Source organism: Actinoplanes sp. G11-F43, assembly GCF_050589265.1.
Taxonomy (GTDB): domain Bacteria; phylum Actinomycetota; class Actinomycetes; order Mycobacteriales; family Micromonosporaceae; genus Actinoplanes.
In genome coordinates this window covers 172,581-188,753 of record NZ_JBNZCE010000003.1, presented here as the reverse complement: position 1 = coordinate 188,753, position 16,173 = coordinate 172,581, and the positions used below count along the sequence as shown (strand labels likewise).

Sequence of the window (16,173 nt, the reverse complement as noted above, 5' to 3'; positions counted from 1 at the left end):
GCCAGGCAGCCGATCGCCGGCGCCTCGGCCAGTGGGAACGTCCGAGTCATGACGGGCATCCCGCGGGCGCCCTGTCACGCCGGGCGCAACGGAAACTCCCGGACGGCCACCGGGCCGGTGATGGCGGGCGACCCGAGGACGGTCGCGAAACTCACCGTGGCCGTGGCCACCCCACCGGGTAACGGGGTCCGGAACACCAGCACACCGGAGACCGCGCCACCGGGCGGCACCTCGGCCGGCCACCGGCTGGCGAGCGTGTCGGCGGCCCGCTCGGACCGGCCCGCGATGAGCCGGCAGTTGGCGTACACCGGAAGTCGCAGCACGTCACCGCCGGTGTTACGGGCGGTCATGTCCACTCGGGTGAAGTGTGCGGTCACCTCCACCCGGTCCACGGTCAGGGTGAGCGCGCCGGCACTGCCGGACCAGGCCCCGGCCAGCCGGTCCACGCCGGATTCGCGGCCGGTGACGTATCCGAAGGCGAACCGGGCCACCGGCACACTGACCGCCAGAACGATCACCGTAGCCACCACCGCGCGGCCGGCGGTCCGGAAGGGCAGCACCGAGACCACGACCAGCGCCACGATCAGCGCCCAGGGCAGGGCCGACCGCCAGGAGCCGGTCAGCAGGCCGGCCGTCACCACCAGCGTGGTGGTGACGAGATAGGTGGCCAGGGCCGCCCCGATCGCCCGTGCGGCCATGACCTCCCCCGTACCTGAGCATCGAAGGTGATAACCGCAGTGTCACACGCGGTTGACCTCCGCGTCACCAGGGAATCCACAGGGGAGGGAACGCTCCCACACGCTTGTGCGGATGTGCCATCATGCGCACGTTGCAGGGATCGGGGGAGGCGGGGAACGGTGGACAAGACCGGGAAACGACGATCGCCGTTGTGGGCGCGGATCTGCGTGGGCCTCGGCGCCGGTGTGCTGGTGCTCTCCGGCGGCTCCCTGGTGGCCGGACAGCAGCTCGTCGCCAAGTACACCGGGCAGGTCGTGGACAACAGCCTGCTCGATCCGATCGAGTTGCAGGAGAAGCCGGCCGAGGCGGCCGAGGTGAAGAGCGACATCAACGGGCCGGTCAACATCCTGCTGGTCGGCATCGACCCGCGCGACGAGCAGACCGCCCCGCTCGCCGACTCGATCCTGATCGCGCACATCCCGCGGGACCGGCACAGCGCCTACATCTTCTCCATCCCCCGTGACCTGCGGGTGGACATCCCGGCGTTCGAGAAGTCCGGCACCGGCGCCGACCGCAACAAGATCAACTCCGCGATGTCGTACGGCAGCCGGCTCGGCGGCAACAAGTTCAGCGAGGCCCAGGGCTTCCAGCTGCTGGCCAAGACGGTCGGCAACCTGACCGGGATCAAGAAGTTCGACGCCGGCGCGATCGTCAACTTCGGCGGCTTCAAGAAGATCGTCGAGGCGATGGGCGGCGTCGAGATGGTGATCGACATGGACGTCAAGTCCGAGCATCTCAAGCCGGACGGCAGCACTCGCGACCGCAAGCCGGCCTGTCAGGGGCACCACCGGTGCGAACACCCGTACACCGGGGACGCGAAGTTCTACAAGCAGAGCGACAAGCCGGTGAAGCTGAAGGCGTGGGAGGCGCTGGACTACGTCCGCCAGCGCTACCCGAACGCCGGCATCCCGATGAGCGACTACGACCGGCAGCGCCACCAGCAGCAGTTCATCAAGGCGATCGCCAAGCAGGCGATGAGCCGGGACGTGGTCACCGACCCGCAGAAACTGCTCGCCGTGATGGACGCGGCCGGCGGCTCGCTGACCTTCGCCGGCGGCAGCCACACCATCGTGGACTGGGCGCTCGAACTGAAGGACATCAACGTCGACGACATGGTGACGGTCAAGCTGCCGGGTGGCGGCATCTTCGAGCCCGGCTATCTGGGCGAGCGCTTCGAGCCCGGCGTCGACGACTTCTTCAAGGCGGTCGCCGAGGACCGGGTCGCCCCGTTCCTCCTGGATCACCCGACATACGTCAACACGCAGTCATCGTGACGACACGTCAGGCCACCGCTTTGCGGAACGCCTCGACCGCCATGCCGGAGACCGCCCGGCCGTGACCGAAGACGGCGTGCTCGAACTCCAGGTCGGCCAGCCGGGCCAGGCTCTCGCCGGCCCGGGCCGGATCCGCGGTCACCGGGTGCGGCGGGCCGGACACCCGGCCCCGGCGGCTGCCGGCCGCGTCCCCGGCGAACAGCACCCCGCCCGCCCGGTCCAGCAGGAACGACACGTGCCCGCGGGTGTGGCCGGGCGTGTGCAGGGCGGTGAAACCGGGCAGCGGCTCGGAGCCGTCCGCGGTGATCAACTGGTCGATCTTCGTCGGCACGACGGTGCCGATCGCCCGGGACATCAGTTTCGCCAGCCGGCCCACCGGCTCGGCCGGCGGCACGTGCCCGGTGATCCACGGCGCCTCGGCGGCATGCGCGATCACCCGGGCGCCGGTGCGTTTGCGCAGCTCGGCGAGGCTGCCGATGTGATCCGGGTGGCGATGGGTGACCAGGATCGCGGTCACCTCGCCCAGCGACCGGCCGATCTTGACCAGGCCGCGCTCGATGAGCGGCGACCGCCCGGGCAGACCGGTGTCGACCAGGACCACCCCGTCGTCGGTGACGACCGCGTGGACGTTGACGTATCCCAGGCGGAGCTCGAAGACTCCGTCGACCACCTCTCGCACGTCATGATTCTGTCAGGCCGTGCTCCCGGGCCCGGGCCACGGCCGCCCGCCGGGACGTGACAGCCAGTTTGGCCAGGATCGCGGCGACGTGCGCGTCCACGGTCCGGACCGACAGCACCAGCCGGGCGGCGATCTCGGCGTTGCTCAGATCCTCGGCGAGCAGGCGCAACACCTGCACTTGACGGCCGGTCAGCCCGGCCGGGTTGCCGCGGGTGGCCGGCTGCGGCCCACGCGGCACCCGGCTGACCCCCAGCTCCCGCAGACGGGCCCGGAGCCGGCCGGCGGCGGGCACCGCGTCCAGCGCGTCCAGGGCCCGGACGGCGGTGATCAGATCGGCCGGCACGTCGCTCTCGCCCAGGGCGATCGCGTGGTCGTAGCGGTTGCCGGCCGCCGCCCAGCGCCCGGCCGCGCCATCGGTGTACGGGTGGAACACCGGCACGTCCGCACCCAGCCGGCGCAGCCAGTAGCCGAACCCGCCCAGCCGCCGCCCGCCCTCGGCCGCCAGCATCGCCCGGAACACCGGGGTCAGCCGGTCCGCCGCCGCCCGGTCACCGCGCAGCCAGGCCGCCTCGGCCAGCGCCGCACCGGCCGGGCCGACCCGCTGGGCCTCCCCGATCCGCCGGGCGGTGGTCCACGCCTGCTCCAGCAGATCCCCGCCGGGCTGCCCGCGGCGCACCCGGACCAGCCCGAGCACGGTCAGCGCGGTCGGGCGCATCATCATCGGCGCGCCGTCCACCCAGCCCGCGTGCCGTTGCGCCGCGTCCCATTCGCTGAGCTGCAGGCACACCACCGACCGGGTGATGTGCAGGTAGCGCAGGAACCCCAGGATCTCGGTGCGCTCGGCGTACGCCATCCCCTCGTCCAGCAGCTCGCCGGCCTCCCGGAAGCTGAGCTCGTCGATCAGGTGCCAGGCCAGATTGGTGTACGCCCGGCACGCGTGATCGGCCTCCCCGGCCCGGACCGCGACGGCGAGACTCTCCTCCAGCAGTTCCCGGCCGCGCGGATCGTCCCGGTCCCACAGCGCGTACCCGACGTTGTTCAGCGCGTGCGACAGCACCCCGGGCGGGCCGGTCACCCGGGCCAGGGCGATCGCCCGCTCCCCGGAGGTGACCGCCGCGTCGATCTGCCCGCCCAGCGCGTGCAACTGCGACTGGTTGCTCAGCCCGAACGCCAGCGCGGCGTCGTCACCGGCGTCCGTCAGCACGTCCACCGCCTCGACCGCGCTGGTCTCGGCGGCCGGGCGGTCACCCCAGTACCAGTGCACCCGGGACAGCCGGCGCAGCGCCAGCCCGAGCGCGACCCGGTCGGGCAGTCCCCGGCGCAGCGCCACCGCCTCCCGCTGGGCGACCAGGGCCGGTTCGGACAGGCCCAGCGTGTAGCTCTCCTCGGCGTACGCCTCCAGCAGCCCGGCCCGCTCCCCCGGCGGGAACGCCTCCCGGTGCTCCAGCGCCAGCCGGTAGTGGGCGGCCGCCTCCCGGTGCGATCCGGCGGCCACCGCCTCGGCCGCGGCGGCCGGGGCGTACCGGACGATCCGGGCGCCGTCGCCGGCCTCGGCCGCGTGGTGCACGATCCGGGACAGGTCGGCGCCACCGTGTTCCAGCAGCGCGGCCAGCACCGCCCGGTTCGCGGCGATCCGCCGGGCCACCGGCAGCGACCCGGCCACCGCCCGGCGCATCAGCTCGTGCCGGAACGACACCCGGGCCGGGGTGACGGTCAGCATGCCCCGCTGCTCGGCCGGCGCGATCGCCTCCAGGCCGCCCGGCACCACCGCCTCGACCAGCCACGACTCGGCCGCCGACGGGACCACCGCCAGGTGCCCGAGCGCGTCCCGGCACCGCTGGTCCAGGGACTGGAGGCGGGCGTACACCGCCTCGGTGACCGTCGCCGGGACGCCGTCGGTGTCGCCGGTGCCGAGCACCTCGGTGACGAAGAACGGATTGCCGGAGGTGACCGCGAAGACCTCGCCGGAGTCCAGGGCCCGGCCGCCGACCAGGCTGCGCACCGCGTCCGCGGAGAGCCGGGCCAGCGGCAGCCGGCGCATCGGGGTGCTCGCCGCCAGCCCGAGCAGGCCGCGCAGCGGATGGTCGGCGCCGATCTCGTCGTCCCGGTAGGTGCCGACCATCACCACCGGCAGCCCGGCGATCCGCCGGACCAGGAACCGCAGCACGTCCAGGGTGGCCTCGTCGGCCCAGTGCAGATCCTCCATCACCAGCACGGTCGGGTGGCCGGGCCAGTCCAGTTCGGCCCGGAACGCCTCGAACACCCGGCCCCGGTCCGAGGAGGCCAGTGCCTCGGTCAGCCCGGCGCCCACCTTGCCGACCAGGTCCCGCAGCGGGCCCAGCACCCGCGGGGTGGCCAGGTCGTCGCAGTAGCCGACGAGCAGCCGGCCCTCCGCGGGCAGCACCGAGCGAATCGCGTCGACCAGGCTCGACTTGCCGATCCCGGCCTCGCCGGTGACCAGCACCACCGAGCCGTGGCCGTCCAGTGCCCGCCGGGCCACCGCGCCCAGCTCGCTCAGCTCGTGCTCCCGCTCCAGCAGGATCCGGCCCATGCAGCGGATTTTAGGTACCGGTCTAGGTGTCGCGGTCCGCCGAGCTAGGTAGCCGACACGGATTCCCCCGGTCCGGGGCGCTCGTAGAAAGAGAGGCATGACAGTCAACGAAGCGAAACTGATGGAATTCGTGCACCGGTTCGTCGGCGATCTGGGCGCCACGATGGCCGCCGGCGGGATCGTCATCGGCGACCGGCTGGGCCTCTACCAGGCACTCGCGGAGAGCCCCGCGCTGCCGTCCGAACTGGCCGACCGGACCCGGACCTCGGCCCGGTACGTGGAGGAGTGGCTGCGCGGGCAGGCGGCCGGTGGCTACGTCGAGTACGACCCGGCGAGTGGCCGCTACCGGCTCACCCCGGAGCAGGCGTTCGCGCTCACCGACCCGGACGGCCCGATCTTCGCGCCCGGGGCGTTCCAGCTCGCGCTCGGCGCCCTGAAGGCCGAGCCACGGATCACCACCGCGTTCCGTACCGGCGAGGGCCTGGGCTGGGACCGGCACGACGACGACGTGTTCACCGGGTGCGAGCGGTTCTTCCGGCCCGGCTACAGCGCGCACCTGATCGGCGAGTGGCTGCCCGCCCTGGACCGGGTCGAGGAGCGGCTGCGGGCCGGCGCCCGGGTCGCTGACGTCGGCTGCGGTCACGGGGCGTCCACGGTGCTGATGGCGCGGGCGTACCCGCGATCGGTCTTCACCGGCTCCGACCACCATGCCGGCTCGGTCGACCAGGCCCGCAAGAGGTCGTCCGACGCCGGCCTGGACGGGCGGGTCACCTTCGAGGCGGCCGGCGCCCAGTCGTTCAGCGGCGGCCCGTACGACCTGGTCACCATGTTCGACGCACTGCACGACATGGGCGACCCGCTGGGCGCGGCCCGGCACGTGCTGTCCCGGCTCACCCCCGACGGCACCTGGATGATCGTCGAACCGGTGGCCGGCGCCTCGGTGGCCGACAACCTGAACCCGGTGGGCCGCGTCTACTACTCGTTCTCCGCGTTCCTGTGCGTGCCGAGCGCCCTGTCCCAGGAGGGCGGCTACTCACTGGGCGCCCAGGCCGGCGAGGAACCGATCGCCCGCCTGGCCCACGACGCCGGCTTCACCCGCTTCCGCCGGGTCGCCGAAACCCCGTTCAACATCGTCTACGAGGCGAAACCCTGACCGCTCACCGTCGCCTGCCCGTCACTCACGGCAGGCGACGGGTCCAGGCGGAAACACTTTTCCGATACGTTCCAGGACGCCCCACCGAATCCGGGACGCCCTGCTTCGTCCCCGCGAGGCCGGCCCGGCGCCTGGCCGACGGGGCGACCGCCGGGTGATGAGCGGTGGCCACTGTGGAGCGGTCGACTCAGCGGTGTGGTGTCAGTTCCATCACCTTGTAGGGGCAGGAACGGTCAGTGAGCTTGATGTAGGCCTCGATCGCTCGCACCGCCGCGTCCCGGGCCTGTTCTGCGGGCGACCGTCCATACCCCTGATCCCGGAACAGCGAACTATAGAACGCCGAGCTGAATGTGGTGCTCTCGTGCCAGCCGACGTTCGCGGTGGTGCCGATGTAGGTGATATCGCCCTGGAGGCAGTCGAGAATGGCACGGGTCCACGCCCCGGTCCCGGTACGACAGCCGTCCGAGATCACCGCGCCGGAGGAGATTCCCCGCCCGGAGTCCACGGCACGGCGGGCCAACTCCTCGATCGAGACGACCGTCCGTTCGTCGGTGCTGGAGAAGGTGGGCGTCCCGCTGCTGTCGCCGTGTGCCATCACGTGCAGGACGTTGCAGGGCGCGGTGAAGGACGTGAAGACCGTCTCGGGATGCCGCGACCGAATGAAATCGATCTCCGCGACCGGTGACTCGAAATCCGCGTTGATGTTCTGGAGCACCGACTGGACGAAGGTCATCGACGTATTGAAGGCCTCGTCGAGACCGATGTCGAGGAGAGTGATCCGGCGCCGTCGCCGTCCCCGGCTCTGCCTCTGCTGGGGAATCCCTTTCACCGCTCCCATCCTTCCGCAGGCCGTATAGGCCGCCGAGTATGGCATGTCACCTCACCCGGTCGATGTGACATATCGTCGGCCGGGTGGGGATCTGGCGGCACGGTGCACGGCCCAACTGGTAGCCGGTGACCAGAGGCGGTCAGCCCGGCGGCCGCGCTGGCGGCCGTGACCCCGGGCCCTCCGCGCGTGGACGATGCTGGGCGGGCTGGATTCGGCGGGGCGTCCTGGAACGTACTAAATCATCGTTTTTCTCCTCGGTATGTGCCGAACGACCACAGGTTGCCCTCCGGATCGCGGGCCATGAAATCGCGGGAGCCGTAGTCGGTGCCGGACGGCTCGCGGAGGATCTCGGCGCCCGCCTTCGCGGCCCGGGCGTGCAGCGCGTCGATGTCGTCGGACACCACGTAGGCGCCGAACGTGCCCGGTGTGAGCCGCCACGGGTTGCCGGGATCGTCGCGGGCCGAGCCGAGCATGATGCCGCCGCCGGGTGGCCAGTCGAGCTGGCAGTGCTGGACGACGTCGCCGTCCCGGTAGGTCACCACCTCCTCGAAGCCGAACGCCTCGACCAGGAAGCGGATGAGCGCGGGCGCGTCGTTCGCCCACAGTGAGGGCCACACCTGTGGCGCCGGTGCCTGAACGTTGTCGGTCATGTCCTCATCGTGGCCGTCTTCCGGCGGCCCGGCTTGGACAAAAGCGAAGCCTCAGGCCAGGCCGGCGCCGTGCCGGACCGCCAACCGGACCCGGGTTCCGGGGTCGGGCGGGCTCGGCGGCGGGACCAGCACGCTCACGTCCACCGCGGCGACGGCCTGCCGGACCGCGGTGTGCAGCGAGGTGGCGGCCACCGGATCGCCGCCGTGGCAGGCGCGCACCGCACGCCGCACCGGCGGCCGGGCGACCAGGGCGCCGAGGCTGAGCGGGCAGGCGCCGACCCGGTGTTCGAAGACGTCGCCGTGCCGGCCCCGGGCGCTCACCGACACGCCGTGTGAGCGCAGGATCCGGGTGCCGGCGCCGGGCGGCGGTTCCAGCCCGTGGAACCAGATCTCGGTGCCACCGGCCTCCTCGTAGCCGACCAGGGTGGCCACCTCGATCACCGGCCGGTCGACGGCACAGTGATGGATGACGTGCGTGGTGTCCCCGGCGATGAACATCACCGACCGGACGTCACGCAGGGTCAGATGTGGTGGGGGCAGGGCGGAGCCGGACCGGTCGCGGTGTTCCAGTTCGGTGATCGCCCGGTCCAGCTCGGTGATCCACTCGTCGGTGTCGTCGCGCCGCTCCACCCGGACGCCGAGGCCCCGGCAGGCGCGGGTGATCTCGTCCAGGCAGGCGCCGATGTCGGTGAGTTCGCCGACCAGCCGGTCCGGGGGCAGCGGCAGCCGGGCCAGGATGCCGTCGATCCGGTGCAGCTGGCGGCCGATCCGCCGCAGGTCCGGCTGCCGCGCCCACGGGGAGCTGTCCGGGTGGGTGAGGGCGGCCCAGTCGAGGGTCTCCAGGAATCCGGCGGCGAAGTCCGGCCCGGTCCCGGCCGGCGGATCGATCTCCCGCAACGTCGGCACCACCCGGTCGATCTCGATCAGGATGTCGGCCGGTGGCAGGGTGTCGAAGTCGACCGCGTGCCAGGGACCGCGCACGGGCTCGGCGCCGTCCCGGGGCCGCGGAATCGAGAATCCACCGTTGTCCATGGCAGCAGGGTGCCACCGGCGATGCGCCCGGCACCATATCGGTGTCGGAAAACGGCAGGTACGCCCGGGTCGTTCCGGCGTCATTCCACCGGAAGTGCGCTGACGAACCCGTGCTCGTCGGCCAGCCACCTCGACGGCGCGCACCCGGCGAACGTCTGGAAGTCGCGGACCAGGTGGGACTGGTCGGCGTACCCGTGATCGGCGGCCACCGCGGCGAGCGCCACCCCGGGCCGGATCGCCCGCCGGGCCCGGTCGAACCGTGCCACCCGGGCCGCCTCCTTCGGGCGCAGGCCGACCTCGGCCCGGAACCGGTCGGTCAGCCGCCGCCCGCTCCAGCCCACCTCACCGGCCACCGCACCGACCGGCAGCCCACCACTGAGCAGCCGGAACGCCCGCACCACCCGGTCCGGCGCGGACACCGGGCGCAACCGCCGGCCGAACTCCCGGTCCAGCACCCCGAACCGGGCCGGCCAGTCCGGCGCCGCCGCCAGCCGCTCCCGGACCTCGGCCACGAAGCGTTCACCCAGCACGGCGGCGGCGTCCACGTCCCGGTGCGCCAGCTCGGCCGCGGGCAGCCCGAGCAGCGCCCGGCAGCCCAGCGGCCGCACCGCGATCTGCACCCCGGACTGGCTGCCGTCGTGGGTGATCAGCGCCGGCGCCAGATGCAGCCCGCCGAGCAGCGCGCCGAACCGGCCCGGCGCCTGCCGCGGATCCGGGTGCGCGGCGATCACCAGCGGCTCGTCCAGGGTGAGAACCAGGGTCAGGTAGGGCGACGGCAGGCCCCGGTGCACCGCCGGGGCCAGGCCATGCTGCCGGTAGCCGGAGTAGAAGGCGACGTACGGCCGCAGTGCGGGACCGGGCCGGGCCTGCGCGTACTCGTCCATACCCGCAAGTCTGCCCCGGCGGCGGCGCGTCAGTCGGCCAGTGTCTTCGCCAGCTCGTCCCGGAAACTGCGCTCGCTCTCGGTGACGGTCTCGCCGCCGATGCCCAGCACCCCGCCGGTGGACGCCGCACCCACCACCTCGTCGGCGATCTCCACCAGCCAGTGCTTGTAGGTCTCCGCGTCCGCCGGGGCCGCCTTCGCCGCCAGCAGCGCCGCCGCCTCCGCCGCCCGGGACACCACATCCGCCGCGTACGCCACCGGATCACCCGGCTGGATCACCGGCGGCTCCTCACCGATCTCCGGATCACCCGACTCGGCGACCGCGGCCGTGGCGATCGCCGCCACCAGCGTGCTCGCCGACGCCCGCGCGTCGGAGATCCGGTCCAGCCCGGCGGCACTCTCGGCCCGGGTCTTGCGGGCACTGTCCGGGCTGGCGGCACTCGCCGCGGTCAGCACCGACTGCGGCAGGCCGGTCAGCAGCCCCCACTCGGCGTCGGTGAAGCCCAGTTCGGCGTAGAGCGGTCGATCCGTCACAGGGTTGTCCCTCCCGTTCGGCGGCCTGTTCGATGGCCGACAGCAATACTTCTTACCCTTTCCGGTCGCTGTTGCCACCTGTGATGATCGGAGTCATGTCCCGCCGGCTGGTCTGCATCGGACTGTTCACAGCGTGGGCCGTGCACGACACCGAAGAGGTGCTGACCGCCTCCCGGTGGTCGGCGCGGACCTCCCCCCGCCTGCTCGCCGAAGGCTGCCCGCCCCGCCTGGTCGACGCCATCGGTTCGAGCACCCCACAGTTCGCGCTGGCCGCCGCACTGGTGGGGGTAGCGGTCCTGATCGCCACCATCCAGGGCGTCCGCACCGGCGGGGATTCGGAGTTCTTCCAGGCAGCGGTCCTGGTGTTCGGCTGGCACGGCGCCGTCCACATCGCCCAGGCGTTGATCGTCCGCGACTACATACCCGGCCTGGCCACGGTGTTCCTGCTGGTCATCCCGTACACGCTGGTGGCCCGCCGCGTCCTGGGCCGCCCACCGGTCCCACCCCGCCGGATCACCCTGGTGGCGACGGTCGCCGTGGTCCTGACGGTCGCCGCCCAGAGCGCGGCGAGGTTCCTGATTCCCTGACCCTTCGCGGTACGTTCCAGACCGCCCTCGCCAATCCAGGACGCCCCGCGTCGTCCCCGCGAGGAGGTCCCGGGGTCACGGCCCCAGCGCGCCCGCCGGGCTGACCATTCCCGGTCACCGGCTACAGCCCCCCATCCCACCCGAGGCCCCATCCCCGAGAGCAACCGGTGATCGGTGACGGTGGAGAGGCCCGCGCGAGCATCGCCGCACCACCCGCCCCGGCCTGCCCCGATAGCAGAAAGAACGTTCCGCCCCCCGCACCCGCAGAAAGAACGTTCTACCTCTCACTACTCAGACAGAAAGAACGTTCTACCCCTCTCACCTTCAGGCAGAAGGAACGTTCTCCCTCCCACCCCCCTCCGACAGAAAGAACGTTCTCCACCTCACTCCTCAGACAGAAGGAACGTTCTTCCTCTCACCTTTCAGACAGAAGGAACGTTCCCCCTCCCACCCCCCTCCGACAGAAAGAACGTTCTCCACCTCACTCCTCAGACAGAAGGAACGTTCTTTCTCCCACTTCAGGCAGAAAGAACGTTCTACCTGCTGGCCGTCGACCCACTCGCGGCTGAGCTTCACGGCGTTCACGGTCGCGAGGAAGTTTGCCCTCGCGTGCGTTCAGCCACAGCCCGGCAGATCTTGGTCAATCTTCCAGCGGAATTCGACCCCTTTCGACACCCGCCGACTTGCGGTCGACTCCTCGTGCAAATGCTGACCGGACCGCACCCCGGTCTGCGCGCCACCGGATTAATCGTTCTCCATGCCGACTTGGCCGTGCGCCCGCGAAGGCCCTTTCACCACAGATCTTGGAAGATTTGCCACCTCGGGTTTCGCCATTCTGCGGAGGTGCCGTCCTGCACGGCTCTGGACCTCGGCCCAGGTCACACCGCCTTTTGGCGACCGCGCCGCCTTTTGACGATCGCGCCGGAGAAAGCTTGAGGAGCGACCTTGAACAGGCAATATGCAAGATTCACTTCAGATGTGGTCCTGACCTGCAGAGCCCCATCCCCGAAATGGCGGAAGTCTAGGCCACCGGAAAGAGCCATTTCTCAGCCAGGCTGATCACTCACGGACAATACCTCGCATGGGCGACTCGCTCAGCTGAGATCTTGGTGGATTTACCACCGTTTCCGGTGGTAAATCGTCCAAGATCGGCCGGGGTGGGTGCAGGAAGCGGACACTCGCGCGGAGAATTGACCACCTGCGAGCCGATAGCCGACAAAAATGACCCGAAACGGTGGTGAATTCACCAAGATCTCAGCTGAGCGGTTTCTCCGGCGGGGAATTGACCGGAATGCGGCACGGAACCCGGAAGAAGGCTCGATACGATGGCGAATACTCCACGATCTGCGAGGCCGGGGAGAATATCTACGCCCGGCGAGGCCTGGACGGATATCTACGCCAGGCGAGGCTGAGGCGGATATCTACGCCGGGCGAGGCGGGGCGGATATCTGCGCGCGGCATTGACCGCTGCGAGCCGGCTGTCGGGAGGAGAACCCGCATCGCCGGCGTGGTGACCACGAACTGCCGGGGGAGGTGCACGCGGAAGGAAGGGCCGGGGGTAGCCGGTGACCGGAAGCGGCTGCCCGGCGGGCGCGTCGGCGGGCGTGGGCCGGGCCCTCGTCGCGGGGACGATGCGGGGCGTCCCGGGTTGGTGAGGGCGGTCTGGAACGTACCGAAAAGGGTTAATCTCTTCTGATCAGACCCTGTTCGATGGCTGTGGCCACCGCTGACGCGCGGTCTCGGACGCCCAACTTCGCGTAGGCGTGCAGCAGGTGGGTCTTCACCGTGGCCTCGCTGATGAACAGGCGGGTGGCGGTTTCGCGGTTGGTGCAGCCCCGGGCGATCAGGGTCAGGACTTCGATCTCGCGATGGCTGAGGGGTTCCTTCGCGGGTGAGCGGAGCTGGCCCATCAGGCGGCCGGCCACGGTGGGTGACAGGACTGATTCGCCACGGTGGGCGGAGATCACGGCTCGGAACAGGTCTTCGCGGGGGGTGTCCTTCAAGAGGTAGCCGGTGGCGCCGGCCTTGATCGCGGGGAGTACGTCGCTGTCGGTGTCGTATGTGGTCAGGACCAGGATGCGGGCGGTGGAGCCGCGGGTCTTGAGTTCGCGGATGGTGGTGACGCCGTCCATCACGGGCATCCGCAGGTCCATCAGGATCACGTCGGGTGACAGCGCCTCGGTGACGGTCAGTGCCTCCCGGCCGTCGCCGGCCTCGGCGAGAACGGTGAACCGGTCGTCGCCGGTGAACATGCCGCGCAGGCCGTCCCGGACTACCGGATGGTCGTCCACGATCACGATCTTGATCACGCCGCTCCCCCGATGGTGATGGCCGGCACGCACGCGGAGATCGCGGTGCCGTGGCCCGGTTCCGATTCCACCTCCAGCGTGCCGGCGATGCGGGCGAGTCGTTCCCGCATGCCGTCGAGGCCGAAGCCGCCCTGTTCGGTGACGGCGCGCGGGCGGGCCGGGTCGAATCCGGCGCCGTCGTCGCGGACGTCCAGGGTGACCACGTCCTCCATGTACGACAGAGTGAGCCCGACCCTACCGGCGCCGGCATGCTTGGCGACGTTGGCCAGCGTCTCCTGGACGATCCGCAGCAGGGTGGTCTCGATCTCCGGAAGCAGTGGCCGGGCCATTCCGGTGGTGGTCAGGTCGGCGCGCACCTCGTGCATGGTGGACCAGGCCCGGACCACCTCGCCGACGACCTCCGGCAGGCGGGCCGCCTCGAGGGCTTCCGGCCGCAGCGCCTGCACCGACCGGCGGGCCTCGGTCAGGCTCTCCCGGGCCAGGCGTTTCGCGGTGGCCAGATGCCGGTCCCGGTCGGCCGGATGTGATTCGGCCGCCTCCAGCTGGGTGACGATGCCGGTCAGACCCTGCGCCAGTACGTCGTGGATCTCGCCGGCCATCCGCTGCCGCTCGTTCAGGACTCCGGCCTCGTGCGCCTGGACCAGCAGCTGGGCGTGCAGTCCGGCGTTCTCCTGGAGGGCGGCGGCGAGTTTCGCGTTGGCTTCGGCGAGCTGGTCGATGCGGCGGACCCGGGTGTCGGACTCGCGGTCGGTGCGCACCGTCACCACCGTCATGATGCCGGCGATCAGCAGATTGCAGAGCAGCACGGCCAGGTAGATGATCGGGCCGTCGTCACCACCGGCGAACGTGCGCCAGCCGCCGATCTGGGACAGCGCGTTCACCGCGGCGACCGGCAGCACCCCGGCCAGCTGCCAGATCCCGGGCAGGGCGTAGCCGAGGAAGATGTACCCGCACCAGGTGAAGATGCCGAACAGCGGGCTGGCCAGCACCAGCAGCACACCGAGCAGGATCAGCCCGGTCAGGAACACCGACATCAGACCCCGGCGGTGCTGCCACTGCGGATGCATGTCGACCCAGAACCACAGCCAGCCGGCCGTCGCCGCGACCAGGCCCAGCACCACCGGAAGGCTGGCGTGGTAGAGGTCGTCGACACCCCACGCCACCAGGACCACCAGCAGGGCGCTGGCCAGCGTGCCGTAGGACAGCCAGACACGCCAGAGGTCCCGGTCCTCGTCCTCGACCGGCCCCTCCAGCGCCTTGGCGAAACGCATCGTCACTCCCAGCGGAAGAGCTTCACCGCGGCCGCGCCGCAGACGACCAGATATCCCACCAGCACGGTAATCGAGAGCAGCTCGGGCGACCGGCCCAGCAGAGCGTCGGTCATCAGGTCCTGGCCGGCGGCCAGCGGGGTGAAGTCGCCGATCTGCCGCAGGATGTCCGGCATCAGGTCGCGGGGCACCCACAGGCCGGCGAAGAACATCAGCGGGAAGAACAGGAAGGTGCCGATCGCGTTGGCGGTCTTGCCGGACGGGGCCAGGGCCGCCAGCAGCAGGCCGAGCGAGAACGCCCCGGCGCAGTTGAGCACCACCGCGAGCACGAACAGCGCCGGGTTCGCCGGGAACGGCACCCCGAACACGGCGATCGCCACCGCGTAGACCAGCACCATCGAGATGAGCACGGTGATCAGGTTCATCACCAGCTGGGCGGCGAGCAGGGCGGCCGGGGGCGCCGGGGTGGTGGCGAGCCGGCGCAGGATGCCGCGCTCCCGGTAGGTGGCCAGCACCGACGGCAGGCCCTGCAGTCCGATGATGCCGATCGCCAGGCCGAGCGCCAGCCCGGCGTAGAGGTCGATCACCCGGAGTCCGCCCAGCTCCGGCGGCGTCTCCTCCATCGACGGCACGTTGCCGAGGATCAGCACCAGCAGGACCGGGAAGAGCAGGGTGAAGAAGCCGTAGACCGGTTCGCGGACGGTGAGCCGGGCCTCGGTCAGCGTCAGCTTGGTGAAGACGGACATGTCGCTCACTCCCTACCGGTCAGGTGCACGAAGGCGTCGTCGAGGGTGGACTGTTCGAGGGTCAGTTCGGCGGCGGTGACGCCGTTGCGGGCCAGCACCGAGACGACCGCGTTCAACAGGTTGCCGGTGCCGGTGACCTCGATCCGGGACCCCTGCCGGCGCAGCTCACGCACCTCGGGCAGGCTGGTGAGCAGCTCGTCCTCGATCGGAACGGACGGCCGGAAGCGGATCTTCTGCTGGTCGCCGGCGCGCTGGATCAGCCCGGCCGGGGTGTCCAGGGCGGCGACCGCGCCCTTGTCGATGACCACGATCCGGTCGCAGAGGCGCTCGGCCTCCTCCATGAAGTGGGTGACCAGGATCAGCGTGACGCCGCGGTCGCGGATGCCGGAGATCAGCTCCCAGGTGTCCCGGCGGGCCTGCGGGTCCAGCCCGGTGGTCAGCTCGTCCAGGATCGCGATCTCCGGGTTGCCGATCAGCGCGAGGGCGATCGACAGGCGCTGTTTCTGGCCGCCGGAGAGCTTGCCGAACCGGGTCTTCAGCTTCGCGGTCAGGCCCAGGTCGCCGGCGAGCGCGCGCCAGTCGGCCGGATCCGGGTAGAACGAGCTGTACAGCTCCAGCGCCTCCCGGACGGTGATCTTGTCCTGGAGTTCGCTCTCCTGCAGCTGCACCCCGATCCGGGTGCGCAGCGCGAGGTCACCGGCCGGGCGGCCCAGAACGGTGATCCGGCCCGCGTCGGGGGTGCGCAGACCGGAGACGCACTCGACGGTGGTGGTCTTGCCGGCGCCGTTCGGCCCGAGGATCCCGAAGATCTCGCCCGGCTCGACGTGGAAGGAGACATCCCGTACGGCGACGGTCTCGCCGTACCTCTTCGCCAGGTTCTCGACCTCGATGACTGTCATGCATCGAGCGTCACCCGGCGGCCCCCGTGCCCGAATCGAAC

At 71.1% G+C, this 16,173-nt stretch carries 15 protein-coding genes; 3 read left to right on the top strand and 12 right to left on the bottom strand.

Annotation, left to right across the window (positions count from 1 at the left end; genetic code table 11):
- Positions 1-74: 74 nt before the first annotated feature.
- Positions 75-698: a hypothetical protein gene (locus tag ACQ0O7_RS02750; protein WP_430780128.1), complete on the bottom strand. Its 624-nt coding sequence runs from the start codon at positions 696-698 to the stop codon at positions 75-77.
- A gap of 159 nt (positions 699-857) precedes the next feature.
- On the opposite strand from ACQ0O7_RS02750, the gene ACQ0O7_RS02745 reads away from it, so the two are divergent.
- On the top strand, positions 858-2,012 hold the full coding sequence (locus ACQ0O7_RS02745) for an LCP family protein (RefSeq protein WP_430780127.1): 1,155 nt from the start codon (positions 858-860) through the stop codon (positions 2,010-2,012).
- Positions 2,013-2,019: 7 nt separating this feature from the next.
- Here ACQ0O7_RS02745 and ACQ0O7_RS02740 read toward each other — a convergent pair whose 3' ends face one another.
- Complete coding sequence (locus tag ACQ0O7_RS02740) at positions 2,020-2,691, bottom strand: MBL fold metallo-hydrolase (RefSeq protein WP_430780126.1); 672 nt, start codon at positions 2,689-2,691, stop codon at positions 2,020-2,022.
- Position 2,692: 1 nt separating this feature from the next.
- On the bottom strand, positions 2,693-5,242 hold the full coding sequence (locus tag ACQ0O7_RS02735) for an ATP-binding protein (RefSeq protein ID WP_430780125.1): 2,550 nt from the start codon (positions 5,240-5,242) through the stop codon (positions 2,693-2,695).
- A gap of 97 nt (positions 5,243-5,339) precedes the next feature.
- On the opposite strand from ACQ0O7_RS02735, the gene ACQ0O7_RS02730 reads away from it, so the two are divergent.
- Positions 5,340-6,395 carry a methyltransferase domain-containing protein gene (locus tag ACQ0O7_RS02730; RefSeq protein ID WP_430780124.1) on the top strand — a complete coding sequence of 352 codons (1,056 nt, stop codon included), beginning with the start codon at positions 5,340-5,342 and terminating at the stop codon, positions 6,393-6,395.
- Between the two features lie 187 nt (positions 6,396-6,582).
- On the opposite strand, the gene ACQ0O7_RS02725 is transcribed toward ACQ0O7_RS02730, so the two are convergent.
- From ACQ0O7_RS02725 to ACQ0O7_RS02705, 5 genes are all read right to left on the bottom strand, one after another.
- Positions 6,583-7,224: a hypothetical protein gene (locus ACQ0O7_RS02725; RefSeq protein WP_430780123.1), complete on the bottom strand. Its 642-nt coding sequence runs from the start codon at positions 7,222-7,224 to the stop codon at positions 6,583-6,585.
- Between the two features lie 239 nt (positions 7,225-7,463).
- Complete coding sequence (locus ACQ0O7_RS02720) at positions 7,464-7,874, bottom strand: VOC family protein (RefSeq protein WP_430780122.1); 411 nt, start codon at positions 7,872-7,874, stop codon at positions 7,464-7,466.
- A gap of 51 nt (positions 7,875-7,925) precedes the next feature.
- Entirely contained in the window at positions 7,926-8,906 is a 981-nt protein-coding gene (locus ACQ0O7_RS02715; protein WP_430780121.1) for a hypothetical protein, read from the bottom strand.
- Between the two features lie 80 nt (positions 8,907-8,986).
- Positions 8,987-9,790, bottom strand: a complete 804-nt coding sequence (locus ACQ0O7_RS02710; protein WP_430780120.1) for a helix-turn-helix domain-containing protein — start codon at positions 9,788-9,790, stop codon at positions 8,987-8,989.
- A gap of 29 nt (positions 9,791-9,819) precedes the next feature.
- Positions 9,820-10,323 (bottom strand): hypothetical protein, encoded by a 504-nt coding sequence (locus tag ACQ0O7_RS02705; RefSeq protein WP_430780119.1) that lies wholly within the window; start codon positions 10,321-10,323, stop codon positions 9,820-9,822.
- Positions 10,324-10,418: 95 nt separating this feature from the next.
- On the opposite strand from ACQ0O7_RS02705, the gene ACQ0O7_RS02700 reads away from it, so the two are divergent.
- Positions 10,419-10,910 carry an HXXEE domain-containing protein gene (locus ACQ0O7_RS02700; RefSeq protein ID WP_430780118.1) on the top strand — a complete coding sequence of 164 codons (492 nt, stop codon included), beginning with the start codon at positions 10,419-10,421 and terminating at the stop codon, positions 10,908-10,910.
- Between the two features lie 1,682 nt (positions 10,911-12,592).
- On the opposite strand, the gene ACQ0O7_RS02695 is transcribed toward ACQ0O7_RS02700, so the two are convergent.
- Genes ACQ0O7_RS02695 through ACQ0O7_RS02680 form a run of 4 tightly spaced genes read right to left on the bottom strand, consistent with a single transcriptional unit; the run spans position 12,593 to position 16,132 of the window.
- A complete protein-coding gene (locus ACQ0O7_RS02695; protein ID WP_430780117.1) occupies positions 12,593-13,219 on the bottom strand; it encodes a response regulator in 627 nt (208 codons plus the stop codon).
- A complete protein-coding gene (locus tag ACQ0O7_RS02690; RefSeq protein ID WP_430780116.1) occupies positions 13,216-14,490 on the bottom strand; it encodes a sensor histidine kinase in 1,275 nt (424 codons plus the stop codon). The genes ACQ0O7_RS02695 and ACQ0O7_RS02690 overlap by 4 nt, the downstream gene beginning before the upstream one ends.
- Before the next feature lie 2 nt (positions 14,491-14,492).
- A complete protein-coding gene (locus tag ACQ0O7_RS02685; RefSeq protein ID WP_430780115.1) occupies positions 14,493-15,233 on the bottom strand; it encodes an ABC transporter permease in 741 nt (246 codons plus the stop codon).
- A 5-nt stretch (positions 15,234-15,238) separates the two neighbouring features.
- Complete coding sequence (locus tag ACQ0O7_RS02680) at positions 15,239-16,132, bottom strand: ABC transporter ATP-binding protein (protein WP_430780114.1); 894 nt, start codon at positions 16,130-16,132, stop codon at positions 15,239-15,241.
- Positions 16,133-16,173 lie beyond the last annotated feature (41 nt).